Annotated in this window: 15 protein-coding genes; 12 read left to right on the forward strand and 3 right to left on the reverse strand. The window is 69.0% G+C overall.

Annotated features, from left to right (window positions below; genetic code table 11):
- Positions 1–137: 137 nt before the first annotated feature.
- Positions 138–515, forward strand: coding sequence for a YchJ family protein (locus VFL64_RS02370; protein ID WP_489538779.1), 378 nt, complete (start codon positions 138–140; stop codon positions 513–515).
- Positions 516–531: 16 nt separating this feature from the next.
- Here VFL64_RS02370 and VFL64_RS02375 read toward each other — a convergent pair whose 3' ends face one another.
- From VFL64_RS02375 to VFL64_RS02385, 3 genes are all read right to left on the reverse strand, one after another.
- Entirely contained in the window at positions 532–1053 is a 522-nt protein-coding gene (locus tag VFL64_RS02375; protein WP_489538780.1) for a hypothetical protein, read from the reverse strand.
- Between the two features lie 143 nt (positions 1054–1196).
- A complete protein-coding gene (locus tag VFL64_RS02380; protein WP_489538781.1) occupies positions 1197–2267 on the reverse strand; it encodes a WD40/YVTN/BNR-like repeat-containing protein in 1071 nt (356 codons plus the stop codon).
- Between the two features lie 158 nt (positions 2268–2425).
- Positions 2426–2695 (reverse strand): MoaD/ThiS family protein, encoded by a 270-nt coding sequence (locus tag VFL64_RS02385; protein ID WP_489538782.1) that lies wholly within the window; start codon positions 2693–2695, stop codon positions 2426–2428.
- 104 nt (positions 2696–2799) lie between these two features.
- Here VFL64_RS02385 and rarD point away from each other — a divergent pair, with 104 nt between their 5' ends.
- The 11 genes from rarD (at position 2800) to VFL64_RS02440 (ending at position 12754) form a co-directional block, all read left to right on the forward strand.
- Positions 2800–3678 (forward strand): EamA family transporter RarD, encoded by an 879-nt coding sequence (rarD, locus tag VFL64_RS02390; protein WP_489538783.1) that lies wholly within the window; start codon positions 2800–2802, stop codon positions 3676–3678.
- Between the two features lie 94 nt (positions 3679–3772).
- Complete coding sequence (locus VFL64_RS02395) at positions 3773–4753, forward strand: dialkylresorcinol condensing enzyme (RefSeq protein ID WP_489538784.1); 981 nt, start codon at positions 3773–3775, stop codon at positions 4751–4753.
- Positions 4743–5876, forward strand: a complete 1134-nt coding sequence (locus VFL64_RS02400) for a beta-ketoacyl-ACP synthase III (RefSeq protein ID WP_489538785.1) — start codon at positions 4743–4745, stop codon at positions 5874–5876. The genes VFL64_RS02395 and VFL64_RS02400 overlap by 11 nt, the downstream gene beginning before the upstream one ends.
- A gap of 11 nt (positions 5877–5887) precedes the next feature.
- A complete protein-coding gene (locus tag VFL64_RS02405; RefSeq protein WP_489538786.1) occupies positions 5888–6286 on the forward strand; it encodes a DarG family dialkylresorcinol biosynthesis protein in 399 nt (132 codons plus the stop codon).
- Entirely contained in the window at positions 6283–7278 is a 996-nt protein-coding gene (gene darH, locus VFL64_RS02410) for a BtrH-related acyltransferase DarH (protein ID WP_489538787.1), read from the forward strand. Before VFL64_RS02405 ends, darH begins: the two co-directional genes overlap by 4 nt.
- On the forward strand, positions 7278–8195 hold the full coding sequence (locus VFL64_RS02415) for an ABC transporter ATP-binding protein (RefSeq protein ID WP_489538788.1): 918 nt from the start codon (positions 7278–7280) through the stop codon (positions 8193–8195). The genes darH and VFL64_RS02415 overlap by 1 nt, the downstream gene beginning before the upstream one ends.
- On the forward strand, positions 8195–9352 hold the full coding sequence (locus VFL64_RS02420) for an ABC transporter permease (protein ID WP_489538789.1): 1158 nt from the start codon (positions 8195–8197) through the stop codon (positions 9350–9352). The genes VFL64_RS02415 and VFL64_RS02420 overlap by 1 nt, the downstream gene beginning before the upstream one ends.
- Positions 9349–9615: an acyl carrier protein gene (locus tag VFL64_RS02425; protein WP_489538790.1), complete on the forward strand. Its 267-nt coding sequence runs from the start codon at positions 9349–9351 to the stop codon at positions 9613–9615. Before VFL64_RS02420 ends, VFL64_RS02425 begins: the two co-directional genes overlap by 4 nt.
- Complete coding sequence (locus VFL64_RS02430) at positions 9612–10676, forward strand: beta-ketoacyl synthase N-terminal-like domain-containing protein (protein ID WP_489538791.1); 1065 nt, start codon at positions 9612–9614, stop codon at positions 10674–10676. Before VFL64_RS02425 ends, VFL64_RS02430 begins: the two co-directional genes overlap by 4 nt.
- A complete protein-coding gene (locus VFL64_RS02435) occupies positions 10673–11146 on the forward strand; it encodes a hypothetical protein (RefSeq protein ID WP_489538792.1) in 474 nt (157 codons plus the stop codon). Before VFL64_RS02430 ends, VFL64_RS02435 begins: the two co-directional genes overlap by 4 nt.
- A 216-nt stretch (positions 11147–11362) precedes the next feature.
- The gene (locus tag VFL64_RS02440) at positions 11363–12754 is read left to right on the forward strand and encodes an undecaprenyl-phosphate glucose phosphotransferase (RefSeq protein WP_489538793.1); all 1392 of its coding nucleotides are present in this window, start codon (positions 11363–11365) and stop codon (positions 12752–12754) included.
- Positions 12755–12911: the final 157 nt, after the last annotated feature.

The raw sequence follows: 12911 nt of genomic DNA on the forward strand, positions 1-12911 counted from the left end.
ATCACCTTGTGGACCAACAGCCACCTGCTCGCCGCGCGCGGCATCTACCAGAAGGCCGGCTACAAGTTGATCGCGAGCGAGCCGCACCACAGCTTCGGGCACGATCTGGTGGGCGAAACCTGGCAGAAGGAGCTCACATGACTTGCGACTGCGGGGCCCCGCGCGCTTACGCCGATTGCTGCGGCCGCTACCCCGCGGGCCCGCTGCATCTGCAAGCGCCGGATGCCCAAGCGCGCATGCGCTCGCGCTACACCGCCTTCGTGCGCGATCTCAGCGACTACCTGCTCGCCACCTGGCACCCGAGCACACGCCCCGCCACGCTGGAGCCCAACCCCGCCGGCCTGCGCTGGCTGGGGCTTGACGTTCGCCACCATGAAATACAGGACGCCAATCACGAGACAGTGGAGTTCGTCGCCCGCAGCAAGCTCGGCGGGCGCGCGCAGCGACTGCACGAAACCAGCCGCTTCGTGCGCGAAGGCGGCCGCTGGTTCTATGTGGACGGTGATCTGCGCTGAGGAAAGCGCAGCGAGATCAGGCGAATTCCTGACGGACCCCGGCGGACATCAAACGGCGAATGATCCACGCCAACAAGGCGCAAGCTCCGAGCGTGACCACCACGGCCATCACACGCACTGCGGTGACGAAGCCGCCGAACACCCCCGCGGCCTGCGGCGGCAGGGCCACGTTGCCCAAGGTGTGGCTCACCACCGACTGCATCATTTCGTGCTGCAGCCACAGGCCCAGCAGGTTGGCGACGATGGCCACGACCAGCAGGGCGATGAAGGTGCGGCGCGCCCAGTCCAGGCGCAGCAGGAGGCCGATGGCCGAGGCCAGCGTGGCCAGCGACACCACGGCGCCGGTGGCGATGACCCAGGGCATGTACTCCACCAGCAGGCCGATCACGCCGGTGCTGGTAGCCTCGGGCAGCAGCGAGGCCAGCATCGCGTTGCGAACCAGCATCGACAGGCTGGCCAGCATGCCCAGCGCGATGAACGCCCAAGCCGTCGCGGTGACAAACAGAGAACGGGCTCCGACGGCGATGGTGGTGGGCATGGTGTGCTCCTGCGCGTGATGTCGGAATTGTCCGAAGCGCTCGTGACACTGTCATTCCCTCGCGCAGGGGCTCCCCCGTGTTGAAGGGGGGCGGGTGTGCGGCCGGCGCCACACACCTGCGCACAAGTTCTCAGTCCAAGCGCTCAGCCGAAGCGCACGGCGTGGATCGGCGGCAGGTGGCCATTGATGCTCGTCCATGAATCGCCCCCATCGTCGCTCGCCCACAGGTTGCCGGTGGTGCTGCCCATCAGCAGCGAGCGGCCCGCGTCATCCACCGCCAGGCCGTGGCGGTAGACCAGGTCGTAGCAGTCCTTCTGCGGCAGGCCGGTGCGCAAGGCCTCGAAGCTGCGGCCGCCGTCGCGCGTGCGGTGGACGAACAGGGCCGCATCCACCGGCACGCGCTTCTCGTCCTTCACCGCCGGCGCGAACCAGGCGGTGCCGGGATCGCGCGGGTGCGCCGCCACCGCGAAGCCGAAGGTGGAGAGCGGCGCCTTCACCTCCTGCCAGGTGGCCGAGCCGTCGGTCGAGCGGAAGATGCCGTTGTGGTGCTGGCACCAGAGCGCGGTGGGCTGTGCGGCGCAGGCGGTGATGAGGTGCGGATCCTGGGTGTTCTCGTCTTCGGCCTGTTCGGGTGGCATGAAGTCGGCGCGCATGCCCTTGGCCTGCAGCTCCCATTCGGTGGCGCCGGCGCGGCTGCCCCACACGCCGCCACAGCTGATGCCCACAAGCACCTCGCCGGGCCGCGTGGGGTGCGGCAGCACCGAGTGGATACCCGGCACGTCGTAGCCGCCGCCGAACCACTCGGTGCGCTCGGGGCGCGACCACAGCGAATCGACCAGCTGCCACGAGTCGCCGCCGTCGGTGCTCTTGAACAGGCCTCCGGGCAGCGTGCCGGCCCAGATCGCCCCGCCGATGGATTCGAGCGACCAGATCTGCACCAGCTTCCAGGGCACGCCCTCGGCATCGGCCGGCTGCGGCGGGTAAGCGGGCGTGGCCACCTCGTGCCAGGTGGCGCCGGCATCGTCGGAGGCGTGCACCTTCACGCCGAAGTGGCCGAGGTTCAGCGCGGCCAGCATGCGGCCGTCAGCAGTTGGCGGCAGGAGCATCGAGACGGGCTCGGAGAGGAAGCTCACGCGGGCGATCTGCCACGCCTTGCCCTTGCGGCCCAGCTCGAACAGGCCCTTGCGCGTCGCCACCCAGGCACGATCGGTCATGTCAGGCCTCCCGCCGGGCCGCCCCAAGGGTGGCCGAGCCCCCTCGGGGGGCTGAGCCCGTACCGAGCGAGCGCCTGCGCGCTCGCGAGTGGCTGGCGAGGGCCATCCGGCTTGCAAGCCGGATGGCAGTGAACGAAGTGAGCGTGGGGGTCATCATGTCAACCTCCAGAGAGGGCCTGCAGCACATGCACCTGGCTGTCGGGCCGAAGCGGGTCGTTCAGCGCCACGCGGTCCCGGCTGCGCTTCCCGTCGATGAACACCACCACGTTGGGCCGCAGGTGGCCTTGCTCGTCAAGCACATAGCCCTGCAGCCGCGGGTTGATGCGGAAGGCGGCCTGCAGCCCTTCGCGCAGGCTGGCCACCGGCGCGTCGACCTCGGGGGTCTCGGTGAAGCGCTTGAGCTGCTGCGTGAAGACGATGCGTGCCACGCGGCGATGATGCCGCGCCATCCCGCGAAAGGCCAGCGGCAGGCAAGGCCCCGGCGGCGCAGTGACAATGCGCGTCCGCCCCCTCTTGCCCGCCCCACGCCCCCATGTCCACTGGTGCCCTCTACGCCGCCCTCGCCTTCGCCATGTGGGGCATCTTCCCGCTCTACTTCCGGCAGATCGCCGCGGTACCGCCGGGCGAGATCCTGATCCACCGCATCGTCTGGTCGCTGGTCTTCGTGCTGGTCGTGCTCGGGGTGCGCCGCCATTGGGGCTGGCTCAAGCCCGTGCTGCGCCAGCCGCGCGTGCTGGCGGCCTTTGCGGCCAGCGCCCTGTTGCTGTCGGTCAACTGGCTGGTCTACATCTGGGCCGTGAACAACGGCCACGTGATCGACGCCAGCCTGGGCTACTTCATCAACCCGCTGGTCAACGTGATGCTGGGCTACACCTTCTTGCACGAACGGCTTCGCCGCATGCAGTGGGTGGCGCTGGGCCTGGCCGCGGCTGGCGTGCTGTGGCTCACCTTCCTGGCCGGCCACCTGCCCTGGATCGCGCTGTCGCTGGCCGGCTCCTTCGGTGCCTACGGCCTGCTTCGCAAGATCGCGCCGCTGGGCGCGCTGGAGGGCCTGACGCTGGAGACCTTGCTGCTCGCGCCCATCGCTGCCGCAGTGCTGGGCGTGTGGATGGCCCAGGGAACAAGCCACTTCCCATCACCCGACGCGGCCACCAATGCCTGGCTGCTCGCCGCCGGGCCGATCACCGCGGTGCCCCTGCTGCTCTTCGCCGCCGGGGCGCGCCGCATCTCGCTCACCACGCTCGGCCTGCTGCAGTACATCGGCCCCACGATCCAGCTCGCTCTCGGGCTGTGGCTGTTCAACGAGCCCTTCTCGGCCAAACGGCTGATCGGGTTTTTGCTGATCTGGCTGGCCCTGGCGCTGTACAGCGCCGAGGGCTGGTGGCGCTCGCGCAGCCAGGGCGCGGGCTGAGGCCCGAAGTCGAGAGCACTCCCTCCTCCCGGGGGGGCGCTACGCAATCCGCTCGCCTACCATCGGGGGCTTTCCAAAAATCCAGGCTATCCCCGTGAACACCGGCATTTCCGCGGCGTCCGGCCCGACCAAGCGCGTACTCGTCATCCAGTACTCCCAGACCGGCCAGCTGACCGCCCTCACCCAACGCATCATCGAACCGCTGCGCGCCGACCCGCGCATCCAGGTGCACGTCGAGACGCTGGTGCCGCAAAAGCCCTTCCCTTTTCCCTGGGGCTTCTTCAGCTTCCTCGACGCCTTCCCCGAGTCGGCCCACATGGTGCCGCCGCCCTTGCAGCCGCTCTCGCTCACCGGCGACGAAGACTTCGACCTGATCGTGCTGCCCTACCAGGTGTGGTTCCTCGCGCCCTCGCAGCCCATCACCGCCTTTCTCAAGCACCCGGTCGCGCAGCGCGTGCTGCGCGGCAAGCCGGTGGTGACGGTGATCGCCTGCCGCAACATGTGGCTGATGGCGCAAGAAAAGCTCAAGGGCCTGCTGGCCGATGCCGGCGCGCGCCTGATCGACAACGTCGTGCTCGTCGACCCTGGCCCCACGCTCGCCACCTTCTTCACCACGCCGCGCTGGCTGCTCACCGGCAACCCCGCCGGCTTCTGGGGCATGCCGCGCGCAGGCCTGAGCGACGCGCAGATCCAGGGCTCGCGCCGTTTCGGCCTGGCCCTGCGCGACGGGCTCCTCGCCGATCGTGAAAAAGGCACGCAAGCGCTGCTCACCGGCCTGGGTGCGGTGCAGGTCGATCCGCGCCTCTACATCAGCGAACGCGCCGGCACACGCAGCTTCTTTGCCTGGGGAAAACTCCTGCTCGCGGCCGGCCGGCCGGGGGCCTGGCAGCGGGTTCCGCTGCTCGCGTTGTATGTGATCTTCCTGATAGTGATGATTGTCACGGTGGTGCCCACCAGCTTGCTGCTGCAGGCCGTGCTGCGCCCCTTCATGACAGGCTGGCTGACTAAAATTAAGACTCACTTCGAACAGCCCTCGGGCTCGTCCACAGAGCGCAGCCACATCTATGAGGACTGAAGTCTTTCTCACCCGCACCGGAGCCTTCCTTCCCTTCGAGCCGGTCGGCAACGACGACATCGAGAAGGTGCTGGGCCAGGTCGGAGGCAAACCCTCCCGCGCACGCCGCATGGTGCTGCGCAGCAACGGCATCCAGTCGCGCCACTACGCCATCGACCGCGCCACCGGCGAGCCGGCCATGACCAACGCGCAGATGACGGCCGCGGCCATCCGCGCCATGGGCGACATCGGCCGTGTCGACACCCTCGTCACCGGCACCTCGCTGCCCGACCAGCTGATGCCCAACCACGCGGTGATGGTGCATGGCGAACTCGGCTGGCCGCGCCTCGAAGCCGTCTCGTGCGCCGGCATCTGCCTGTCGGGCACGGCCGCACTCAAGCATGCGTGGCTGGCCATCCGCGCCGGCGAAGCCAAACGCGCGGTGGCCACCGGCTCCGAACTCGCCTCGCCCATCATGCTGGCGCGCAACTTCGACCCCGAGGTCGAGCACAAGCTGGAGCAACTCGAAGAGCGCCCCGAGATCGCGTTCGAGAAAGACTTCCTGCGCTGGATGCTCTCCGACGGCGCCGGTGCCGTGCTGCTGGAAGACGCGCCGCGCGGCCCGCTCTCGCTGCGCATCGACTGGATCGACCTCTCGTCGGCCGCCCACGATCTGCCGGCCTGCATGTACGCAGGCGCCGACAAGAACGAAGACGGCTCGCTGCGCGGCTGGCTGCGCTTCTCGACCGATGACTGGCAGGCCAAGTCGGTCTTCGCCGTCAAGCAGGACGTTCGGCTGCTCAACGAGAACATCGTGCGCGCCTCGCTGCGCGAGCCTCTGGCCGAGGTGGTCGACAAGCGCCGCCTCACGGTGGCGAATGTCGACTGGTTCCTGCCCCACATGTCGTCCGCCTTCTTCGCCGAGCCGGTCGTGCAGGCGCTGGCCGACGTGGGCCTGCCCATCCCGCGCGAGCGCTGGTTCACCAACCTCACGACCAAGGGCAACACCGGTTCGGCCTCGCCGTACATCATGCTCGACGAGCTGTTCCGCTCGGGCCGCATCCAGAAGGGCCAGACGCTCTTGATGTTCATCCCCGAGAGCGGCCGGTTCTCCAGCGGCTTCGTCCACCTGACAGCGGTCTGACCGCAGGCCCGATGGACCTCGACAACGTCCCCCAGGAGGGCAACGCGACCCTCGGCGGCCACCGCAAGGCCGTCTACGCACGCGATGCGAGCGGCCGCATGGTGATCGCCCCCAGCAAGGGCTGGGAAGCCGAGGAGATCGTCACCAGCAACGCCGTCGAGACCTTGCACGCGCAGGCCGAGGACGCACGCCAGCGCGTGCAGGCCGGCACCGCGTCGACGCTGGAGTTCTGGATGTACGAGCGGCGCATGGACATCCCCCTGCTGTCGCAGACCAGCGGCTTCTGGCAGTGGCGCGTGAAGCGCCACCTGCGCCCCGACGTGTTCGCCACGCTCAGCGACAAGCACCTGCAACGCTACGCCGACGCGCTCGGCCTCTCGCTCACCGAGCTTCGCAAGCTCCCGTCATGAACAGCCACGCCCTCACCTTCCAGCACCAGCACGCCGCGCACTGCGAGAGCGGCGTCATCTCCAACCTGCTGCGCCACCACGGCGTGCCGGTGTCGGAGAGCCTGGCCTTCGGCCTGTCGGCCGGCCTCGCCTTCGCCTACATCCCCTTCGTCAAGATCAACGGCCTGCCGCTGATCGCCTACCGCTCGCTGCCGCGCGCCATCATCAAGGGCTTGCTCGCGCCGCTGGCGGCACGCTTCCGCTTCGAGACCTTCCGCTCGCAGCAGGCCGGCCAGCAGCGCCTCGATGCCTTGCTCGCGCAAGGCGAGATCGTCGGCCTGCAGACCTCGGTCTACTGGCTGCCCTACTTCCCGCCGGACATGCGCTTTCACTTCAACGCGCACAACCTGCTGGTCTACGGCAAGGAAGGCGACGAGTACCTGATCAGCGACCCGGTGTTCGAGCACCCGGTGCGCTGCGCCAGTGCCGACCTGGCCCGTGCCCGCTTCGCCAAGGGCGCGCTCGCGCCCAAGGGCCTGCTGTACTACCCGAAGGCCATCGCCCAAAAGAGCATCACGCCCGATGCGGTGAAGAAGGCCATCCGCAAGAACTGCCGCACCATGCTGCCGCCCGTGCCCATCGCCGGCGTGCGCGGCATGCGCTGGCTGGCCAAGCACGTCGACGCGCTCCCGAAGGGTGAGAAGCACAGCGCCGACTTCATCGGCCACATCGTGCGCATGCAAGAAGAGATCGGCACCGGCGGCGCAGGCTTCCGCTTCATCTATGCCGCCTTTCTGCAAGAGGCCGCGCAGCTCGCGCAGCTGCCCGTGCTCACCGAGTTCTCCGAGCGGCTCACCGCCATCGGCGACGGCTGGCGCGCGCTGGCGCTGAAGGCCGCACGCATGGTCAAGGGCCGCGAGCCGGTCGAGCCTTCGGCCATCGCGGCGCTGCTGCGCACGCAGGCCGACCGCGAGGAACAGTTCTTCCGCGAGCTCCAGGCCGCCGTGCGCTGATGCTCGCGATCCAGCACCTGGCGCATCGCTATCCGAAGGCGGCCGGTGCGGCGCTGAGCGATGTGTCGCTGCACGCCCGTCGCGGCGAGGTGCTGGGCCTGCTCGGCCCCAACGGCGCCGGCAAGACCACGCTGATCTCCCACCTGGCCGGCTTGTTGCCGCTGCAGCAGGGCCAGATCCTGATCGATGGCGAACCGCTCGCCACGGCGCGTGCGAAGGCGCCCACGCGCATCGCCGTCGCACCGCAGGAATACGCCTTCTACCCCATGCTCAGCGTGGCCGAGAACCTGGCCTGCTTTGCCGGCGCGGCGCGCCTCTCGGGCACCAAGCGCGACGAGCGCATCACCGCCTGCCTGGCCTTCGCGCAGCTGGAGCGCTTTGCCGGCACGCGCGCCGAGCAGCTCTCGGGCGGGCTCAAGCGCCGCCTCAACCTCGCCATCGCGCTGCTGCCCGAACCCGAGCTGATGCTGTTCGACGAGCCCACGGTGGGCGTCGACCCGCAGTCGCGCGCCTTCATGCTCGACGCCATCAAGACGCTGGCAAAGCAAGGTGCGGCGGTGATCTACACCTCGCACTACATGGAAGAGATCGAGGCCATCGCCGACCGCGTGGTGATCCTCGACCACGGCCGCGTGTTGCGCGCCGGCACGCTCGATGAGCTGCTGCAGCAGGACACGCCGGTGATGACGCTCACCGCCGACGGCATCGCCCCCGAGACCTTGGCCACGCTGCTCGCGCGCTTCGGTACCGCCGAGCCGCACGGCGCGCAGGTGCGGCTGCAACTGCGCGCCGCCCCGGCCGAGGTGCTGGCCGCGCTCGACGCCGCCGGCGCCCGCGTGCGCCACGCCGAGTTCGGCCGCGGCAACCTGGAGCAACTCTTCATGTCGCTCACCCAGCGCTCGCTGCGAGACGAATGATGCTGGGATCGCTGATCAAGAAAGAACTGCTCGCCCTGCTGCGCGACCCGCATGGCCTGGCAGCGCTGTTCGTGATGCCGGTGGCCTTCATCGTCATCATGTCGCTCGCGCTGAAGGACTACTACAGCCCGCCCCAGCGCAGCCTGCACTACGCCGTGCAGGCCGAAGACGACGGCCCGCTCACGCGCGCGTTGGTCAGGCAGTGGGCACAACGCCACGGCCCCGCCGACACCCTGCCCGCAGACTGGCAGCAGCAGCTGCGCGAAGGCCGGCTCAAGTACGTGCTGGTGCTGCAGAAAGGCCTGTCCGACGAACTGGAGCAGCCCTCGCTGCCCACGGCGCCGCTGATCCGCCTGCTGGCCGAGCCCGGGCTCGACGGCAACCTCTTCAACACCCTGCAGGCCGAACTGGCCGGCGCCGCGGGCGAGTTGAAGGCCCGCGCCGCCCTCGCGCAGAACAACGCCCCCAAGCCCGCGCCCGGTGCCTCCATGCTGACCCTGGTGCAGGCCGAGCGCTTTGCCAGCCACGGCCCGCGGCCGAGCGCCGTGCAGCAGAACGTGCCGGCCTGGCTGGTGTTCGGCATGTTCTTCGTGATCGCCTCGCTGTGCGGCCTGGTGGTGCAGGAACGCAGCAGCGGCACGCTGGCGCGCCTGCACAGCCTGGGCGTACCGCGCAGCGTGCAGCTCGCCTCCAAGGCCCTTCCCTACCTGGGCGTGAACGCGCTGCAGGCGGTGCTGATGCTGGCCGTGGGCGTGTGGCTGATGCCGCTGCTGGGCGGCGACGCGCTCTCGTTGACTGGCATCCATTGGGGTGCGCTGCTGCTGGCACTTGCGGCCATCGCGCTCGCGGCCGTGGGCATGGCCCTGGCGCTGGCCTGCGCGGTGCGCACCCACGCGCAGGCCGCCGCCATCGGGCCCATCGCCAACGTGCTGATGGCCGCCATCGGCGGCATCATGGTGCCCAAGTTCGTGATGCCCGCCACCATGCAGCGCGTGGCCGAGTGGTCGCCGATGAACTGGGGCCTGGAGGCCTTGCTCACCGTGCTGCTGCGCGGCGGCGACGTGGCCGCCACCCTGCCCCAGGTGCTGCGCCTGGGCGGGCTGGCCGCGCTGATGTTCATGGTGGCCCTGCTCTTGTTCCGACCTGCTCAGAGATGAACCCGACCGACCTGATTGCCGAGCTGAAGGCCCTGGTGCTCGACGCTGCCGAGAAAGAAACCCCCGAAGGCGGACTGAGCGACGACGAAGCCTTGTTCGGCCCCGATTCCCGCCTCGCGCTCGACTCGCTCGACGCGCTGCAGATCTCCATGGCCATCCAGGAGCGCTACGGCGTGCGCATGCCCGACAGCAAGGAAACGCGACGCGCGCTGACCTCGATCGCGCACCTGGCGCAGCACCTCACGCAACACCGCAAAGGATGAACCAGGCCTACCTCGCCGGCTGCGGGCTTGCCTGCGCACTGGGGCCTGACCTGGCTTCGGCGCTGCCTGTACTCGCACGAGGCGGCGTGCTGCCACAACCCTTGGCGCTGGCCGACGGCACCGCCTGGCCCTACCTCGGCATCGCCGACGATGACAGCGACTGGAGCACCCGCGCGCGCCGAATCGTGCAGCGCGTGGCCGCCGAGAGCGGCGCGCTCGACGGCCCGCGCAGCGGCCCGCTCTTCCTGGCCTCCTCGTCGCTCGACATCGGCCAGCTCGAAGAACACATCGATGCGTACCGCGACTACGCGAGCTTCGCCGACACCGTGGCCGCCTGGCTCGGCTGGCGCGGCCCGGTGTTCACCGTCTCCACCGCCTGCACCTCGGCGCTCAACGCGCTGCTGAGCGCGCGCACGCTGATCCGCCACGGCCGCGCCGACCATGCGCTGGTGCTGGGCCTGGAGTTGCGCAACCGCACCACCGTGGGTGGCTTCGGCGGCATGCAGCTTCTCTCGCCGACACGCGCCCTGCCCTTCGGCTCCGCGCGCAATGGCCTGGTGCTTGGCGAAGCGGTGGCTGCCTTGCATGTGTCGTCGCAGCCTGCGCGCTGGCGCATCGCAGGCGGCGCCAACGTGGTCGATGGGCGCGACCCCGCCGGTACCGTGCCGACAGCCGTGGTGGCGGCGAGCCGCAACGCGCTCGCCGACAGCGGCCTGGCCGCGCACGACATCGCCCTCATCAAGCCACAGGCGGCCGGCAGCGTCGTGGGCGATGCCGCCGAGCTGGGTGCCTTGCAGCAGGTGTTCACGCCGCTGCCACCCATGGTCTCGCTCAAGGCCGCCATCGGCCACACGCTGGGCGCTGCCGGTGCGGCCGAGATCGCGCTGCTCACCACCTGCCTGGCGCACCGGGTGTGGCCGCGTACCGGCTACGCACAGGACACGGCCTTGAACGCACCTCTCGCCGAGCACGCACCTCGCAATGCGCGGCACGTGATGGCCTGCATCAACGGCTTCGGCGGCGGGCATGCCGCGGTGATCCTGGAAGACGGCGACACATGAACGCATTCCGCACGCTGGCTCACGTGGTGATCGACCCACCCCCGGCCGATTGGCGCGAGCAACTTGCGAGGCGCCTGGGCGCGCGCCCGCGCCGCATCGGCGCGTGGGCCGAACTTGCGCTGTTCGGTGCACGGCAGTGCCTCGATGTGGCCAATGAAGCCGCGCTGCCTGCACCTGTGCATCTGCGCGTGGCCAGCCTCTCCGGCCCGCGCAGCGCCACGCTGGCCATCGCCGAGCAGGTGCGCAAGGGGCCGCCCATGCCCTTTACCTTCATGCAAAGCCAGCCGAGCCAGGTGCTGGCTGCACTGGGCCAGCACCTCGCATGGCAAGGCGATGCCCGCTTCACGCTCTGTCGTGATCGCCAGGCCGTGCTGCAACTTGCACAGATCGAAAGCGGTGCGGGCGGCCTGCTCATCGGTTGGGTCGAAGAAGATTCGCGCACCGAATGGTGGCGCCTTGCACCACTCTGAATTCGCGCTGATTTCAAGAAGAAAACCCACCGACTTTGCTGCGCTGCGGCACGCCCATTGCCGAAGTGAGGCCAAGGCCCGGGTTGGGACGATGACTGCCACGCCGTGACGGCGTGCGCTGTGAATGACACACCCCTCTCCAGGCCGCCCACTTTGACCGGCGAAGGGAGTTGCGTATGTCAGAAGTTCCAATCCGTGTGCTGCGCGGGAGCGGCCATGAACGCTGAAGCCCGACAGCGCTTGTTCCCCAGCGCACCACCTTCCATCCACGCCTTCGTGGCGGCCGTGATGGAGCCACTCGTCACGCTGGCGAGCTTTCTCATGCTCGCGGTATGGCACGGCGAACCCATCGAGCGCCCAGCGCTCATCCTGTGCATGCTGGTGGTGGTGCTCACCTTCCCGGGAGTCGACCGCTTCAAGGACTCCCACGTCAACGCGGCCTTGAACATCACGAGCGACTGGATCGCCGTGCTGGCGATCCTCTTCTTGTGCGGCTACGCCACCGACGGCTTCGGCTTCTTCCCCACCTCGCTGCTGCTGTGGTGGGCGCTGCTCACGCCGGTGCTGCAATGGGTGTCGGTCACCGCCGGTCGCACCTGGCTGCAACACCTCACCGAACGGCCCGAGTTCCGCCGCCGCAGCATCGTCATCGGCGCCGGTGACAACGGCGTGCGCGTGGCTCAGGCGCTCTCTGCGCACAGCGATTGCGCCCACGAGCTCATCGGTTTCTTCGAGGACCGCAACCCCGAGCGCATCCACGCCGATGCGCTTGGCAAGGTGATCGGTCGCGTGGACGACGTGGCCGAGCACGTCAAGCGCAACAACATCCACAACGTCTACATCACGCTGCCGCTCACCGCGCAACCGCGCATCGTGGAGTTGCTCGCCAAGCTGCAGGACACAACCACCTCGGTGCATTACGCGCCCGACGTGTTCGGCATCAACATCATCCAGGGCCAGCTGCACGACATCAGCGGCGTGCCGGTGGTGAGCCTGCTGGAGACCCCCATCACCGGCACCAACCACCTGCTCAAGCGCGGCACCGACATCGTGCTCGCCTCGCTCATCCTGGCGCTGATCTTCCCGCTGCTGCTGGTGATCGCACTGGGCGTGAAGCTCAGCTCACCCGGGCCGGTGATCTTCAAGCAGCGGCGCACCGGGCTCGACGGCAAGGAGATCATGGTCTTCAAGTTCCGCTCGATGACCACGCAGGACAACGGCAGCGTGGTGCAGCAGGCCACGCGCAACGACCCGCGCATCACGCCCTTCGGGGCCTTCATCCGCAAGACCTCGCTCGACGAGTTGCCGCAGCTCTTCAACGTGCTGCTGGGCAACATGAGCCTGGTTGGCCCGCGGCCCCACGCGGTGGCGCACAACGAGCAGTACCGCAAGATCGTGCAGGCCTACATGCTGCGCCACAAGGTACGCCCCGGCATCACCGGCTGGGCGCAGGTCAACGGCTACCGCGGCGAGACCGACACCGTCGACAAGATGGCCGCGCGCGTGCACTACGACCTGGAGTACCTGCGCAACTGGTCGCTCGCGCTCGACCTGAAGATCATTGCCCGCACGGTGCGTGTGCTCTTGTTCGATCGCAACGCATATTGATGTCAGCCCCAAGGCCGACGCTGCGCGTCGTCCGTCCCCCGAGGGGAGCCAAGAAGACTTGGGGCGGCCCTGCGTCTTCTTGGATGTCAGCCCCAAGGCCGACGCTGCGCGTCGTCCGTCCCCCGAAGACTTGGGGCGGCCCGGCGTCTTCTTGGAT

It is taken from the genome of Rhizobacter sp. (assembly GCF_035702065.1).
In the GTDB taxonomy this organism is placed as follows: domain Bacteria; phylum Pseudomonadota; class Gammaproteobacteria; order Burkholderiales; family Burkholderiaceae_C; genus Rhizobacter.

Coding starts and splice junctions, on each gene's coding strand:
- VFL64_RS02370 (WP_489538779.1), top strand. CDS start 138: ATGACTTGCGACTGCGGGGCCCCGCGCGCTTACGCCGATTGCTGCGGC.
- VFL64_RS02375 (WP_489538780.1), bottom strand. CDS start 1,053: ATGCCCACCACCATCGCCGTCGGAGCCCGTTCTCTGTTTGTCACCGCG.
- VFL64_RS02380 (WP_489538781.1), bottom strand. CDS start 2,267: ATGACCGATCGTGCCTGGGTGGCGACGCGCAAGGGCCTGTTCGAGCTG.
- rarD (WP_489538783.1), top strand. CDS start 2,800: ATGTCCACTGGTGCCCTCTACGCCGCCCTCGCCTTCGCCATGTGGGGC.
- VFL64_RS02400 (WP_489538785.1), top strand. CDS start 4,743: ATGAGGACTGAAGTCTTTCTCACCCGCACCGGAGCCTTCCTTCCCTTC.
- VFL64_RS02405 (WP_489538786.1), top strand. CDS start 5,888: ATGGACCTCGACAACGTCCCCCAGGAGGGCAACGCGACCCTCGGCGGC.
- darH (WP_489538787.1), top strand. CDS start 6,283: ATGAACAGCCACGCCCTCACCTTCCAGCACCAGCACGCCGCGCACTGC.
- VFL64_RS02415 (WP_489538788.1), top strand. CDS start 7,278: ATGCTCGCGATCCAGCACCTGGCGCATCGCTATCCGAAGGCGGCCGGT.
- VFL64_RS02420 (WP_489538789.1), top strand. CDS start 8,195: ATGCTGGGATCGCTGATCAAGAAAGAACTGCTCGCCCTGCTGCGCGAC.
- VFL64_RS02425 (WP_489538790.1), top strand. CDS start 9,349: ATGAACCCGACCGACCTGATTGCCGAGCTGAAGGCCCTGGTGCTCGAC.
- VFL64_RS02430 (WP_489538791.1), top strand. CDS start 9,612: ATGAACCAGGCCTACCTCGCCGGCTGCGGGCTTGCCTGCGCACTGGGG.
- VFL64_RS02435 (WP_489538792.1), top strand. CDS start 10,673: ATGAACGCATTCCGCACGCTGGCTCACGTGGTGATCGACCCACCCCCG.
- VFL64_RS02440 (WP_489538793.1), top strand. CDS start 11,363: ATGAACGCTGAAGCCCGACAGCGCTTGTTCCCCAGCGCACCACCTTCC.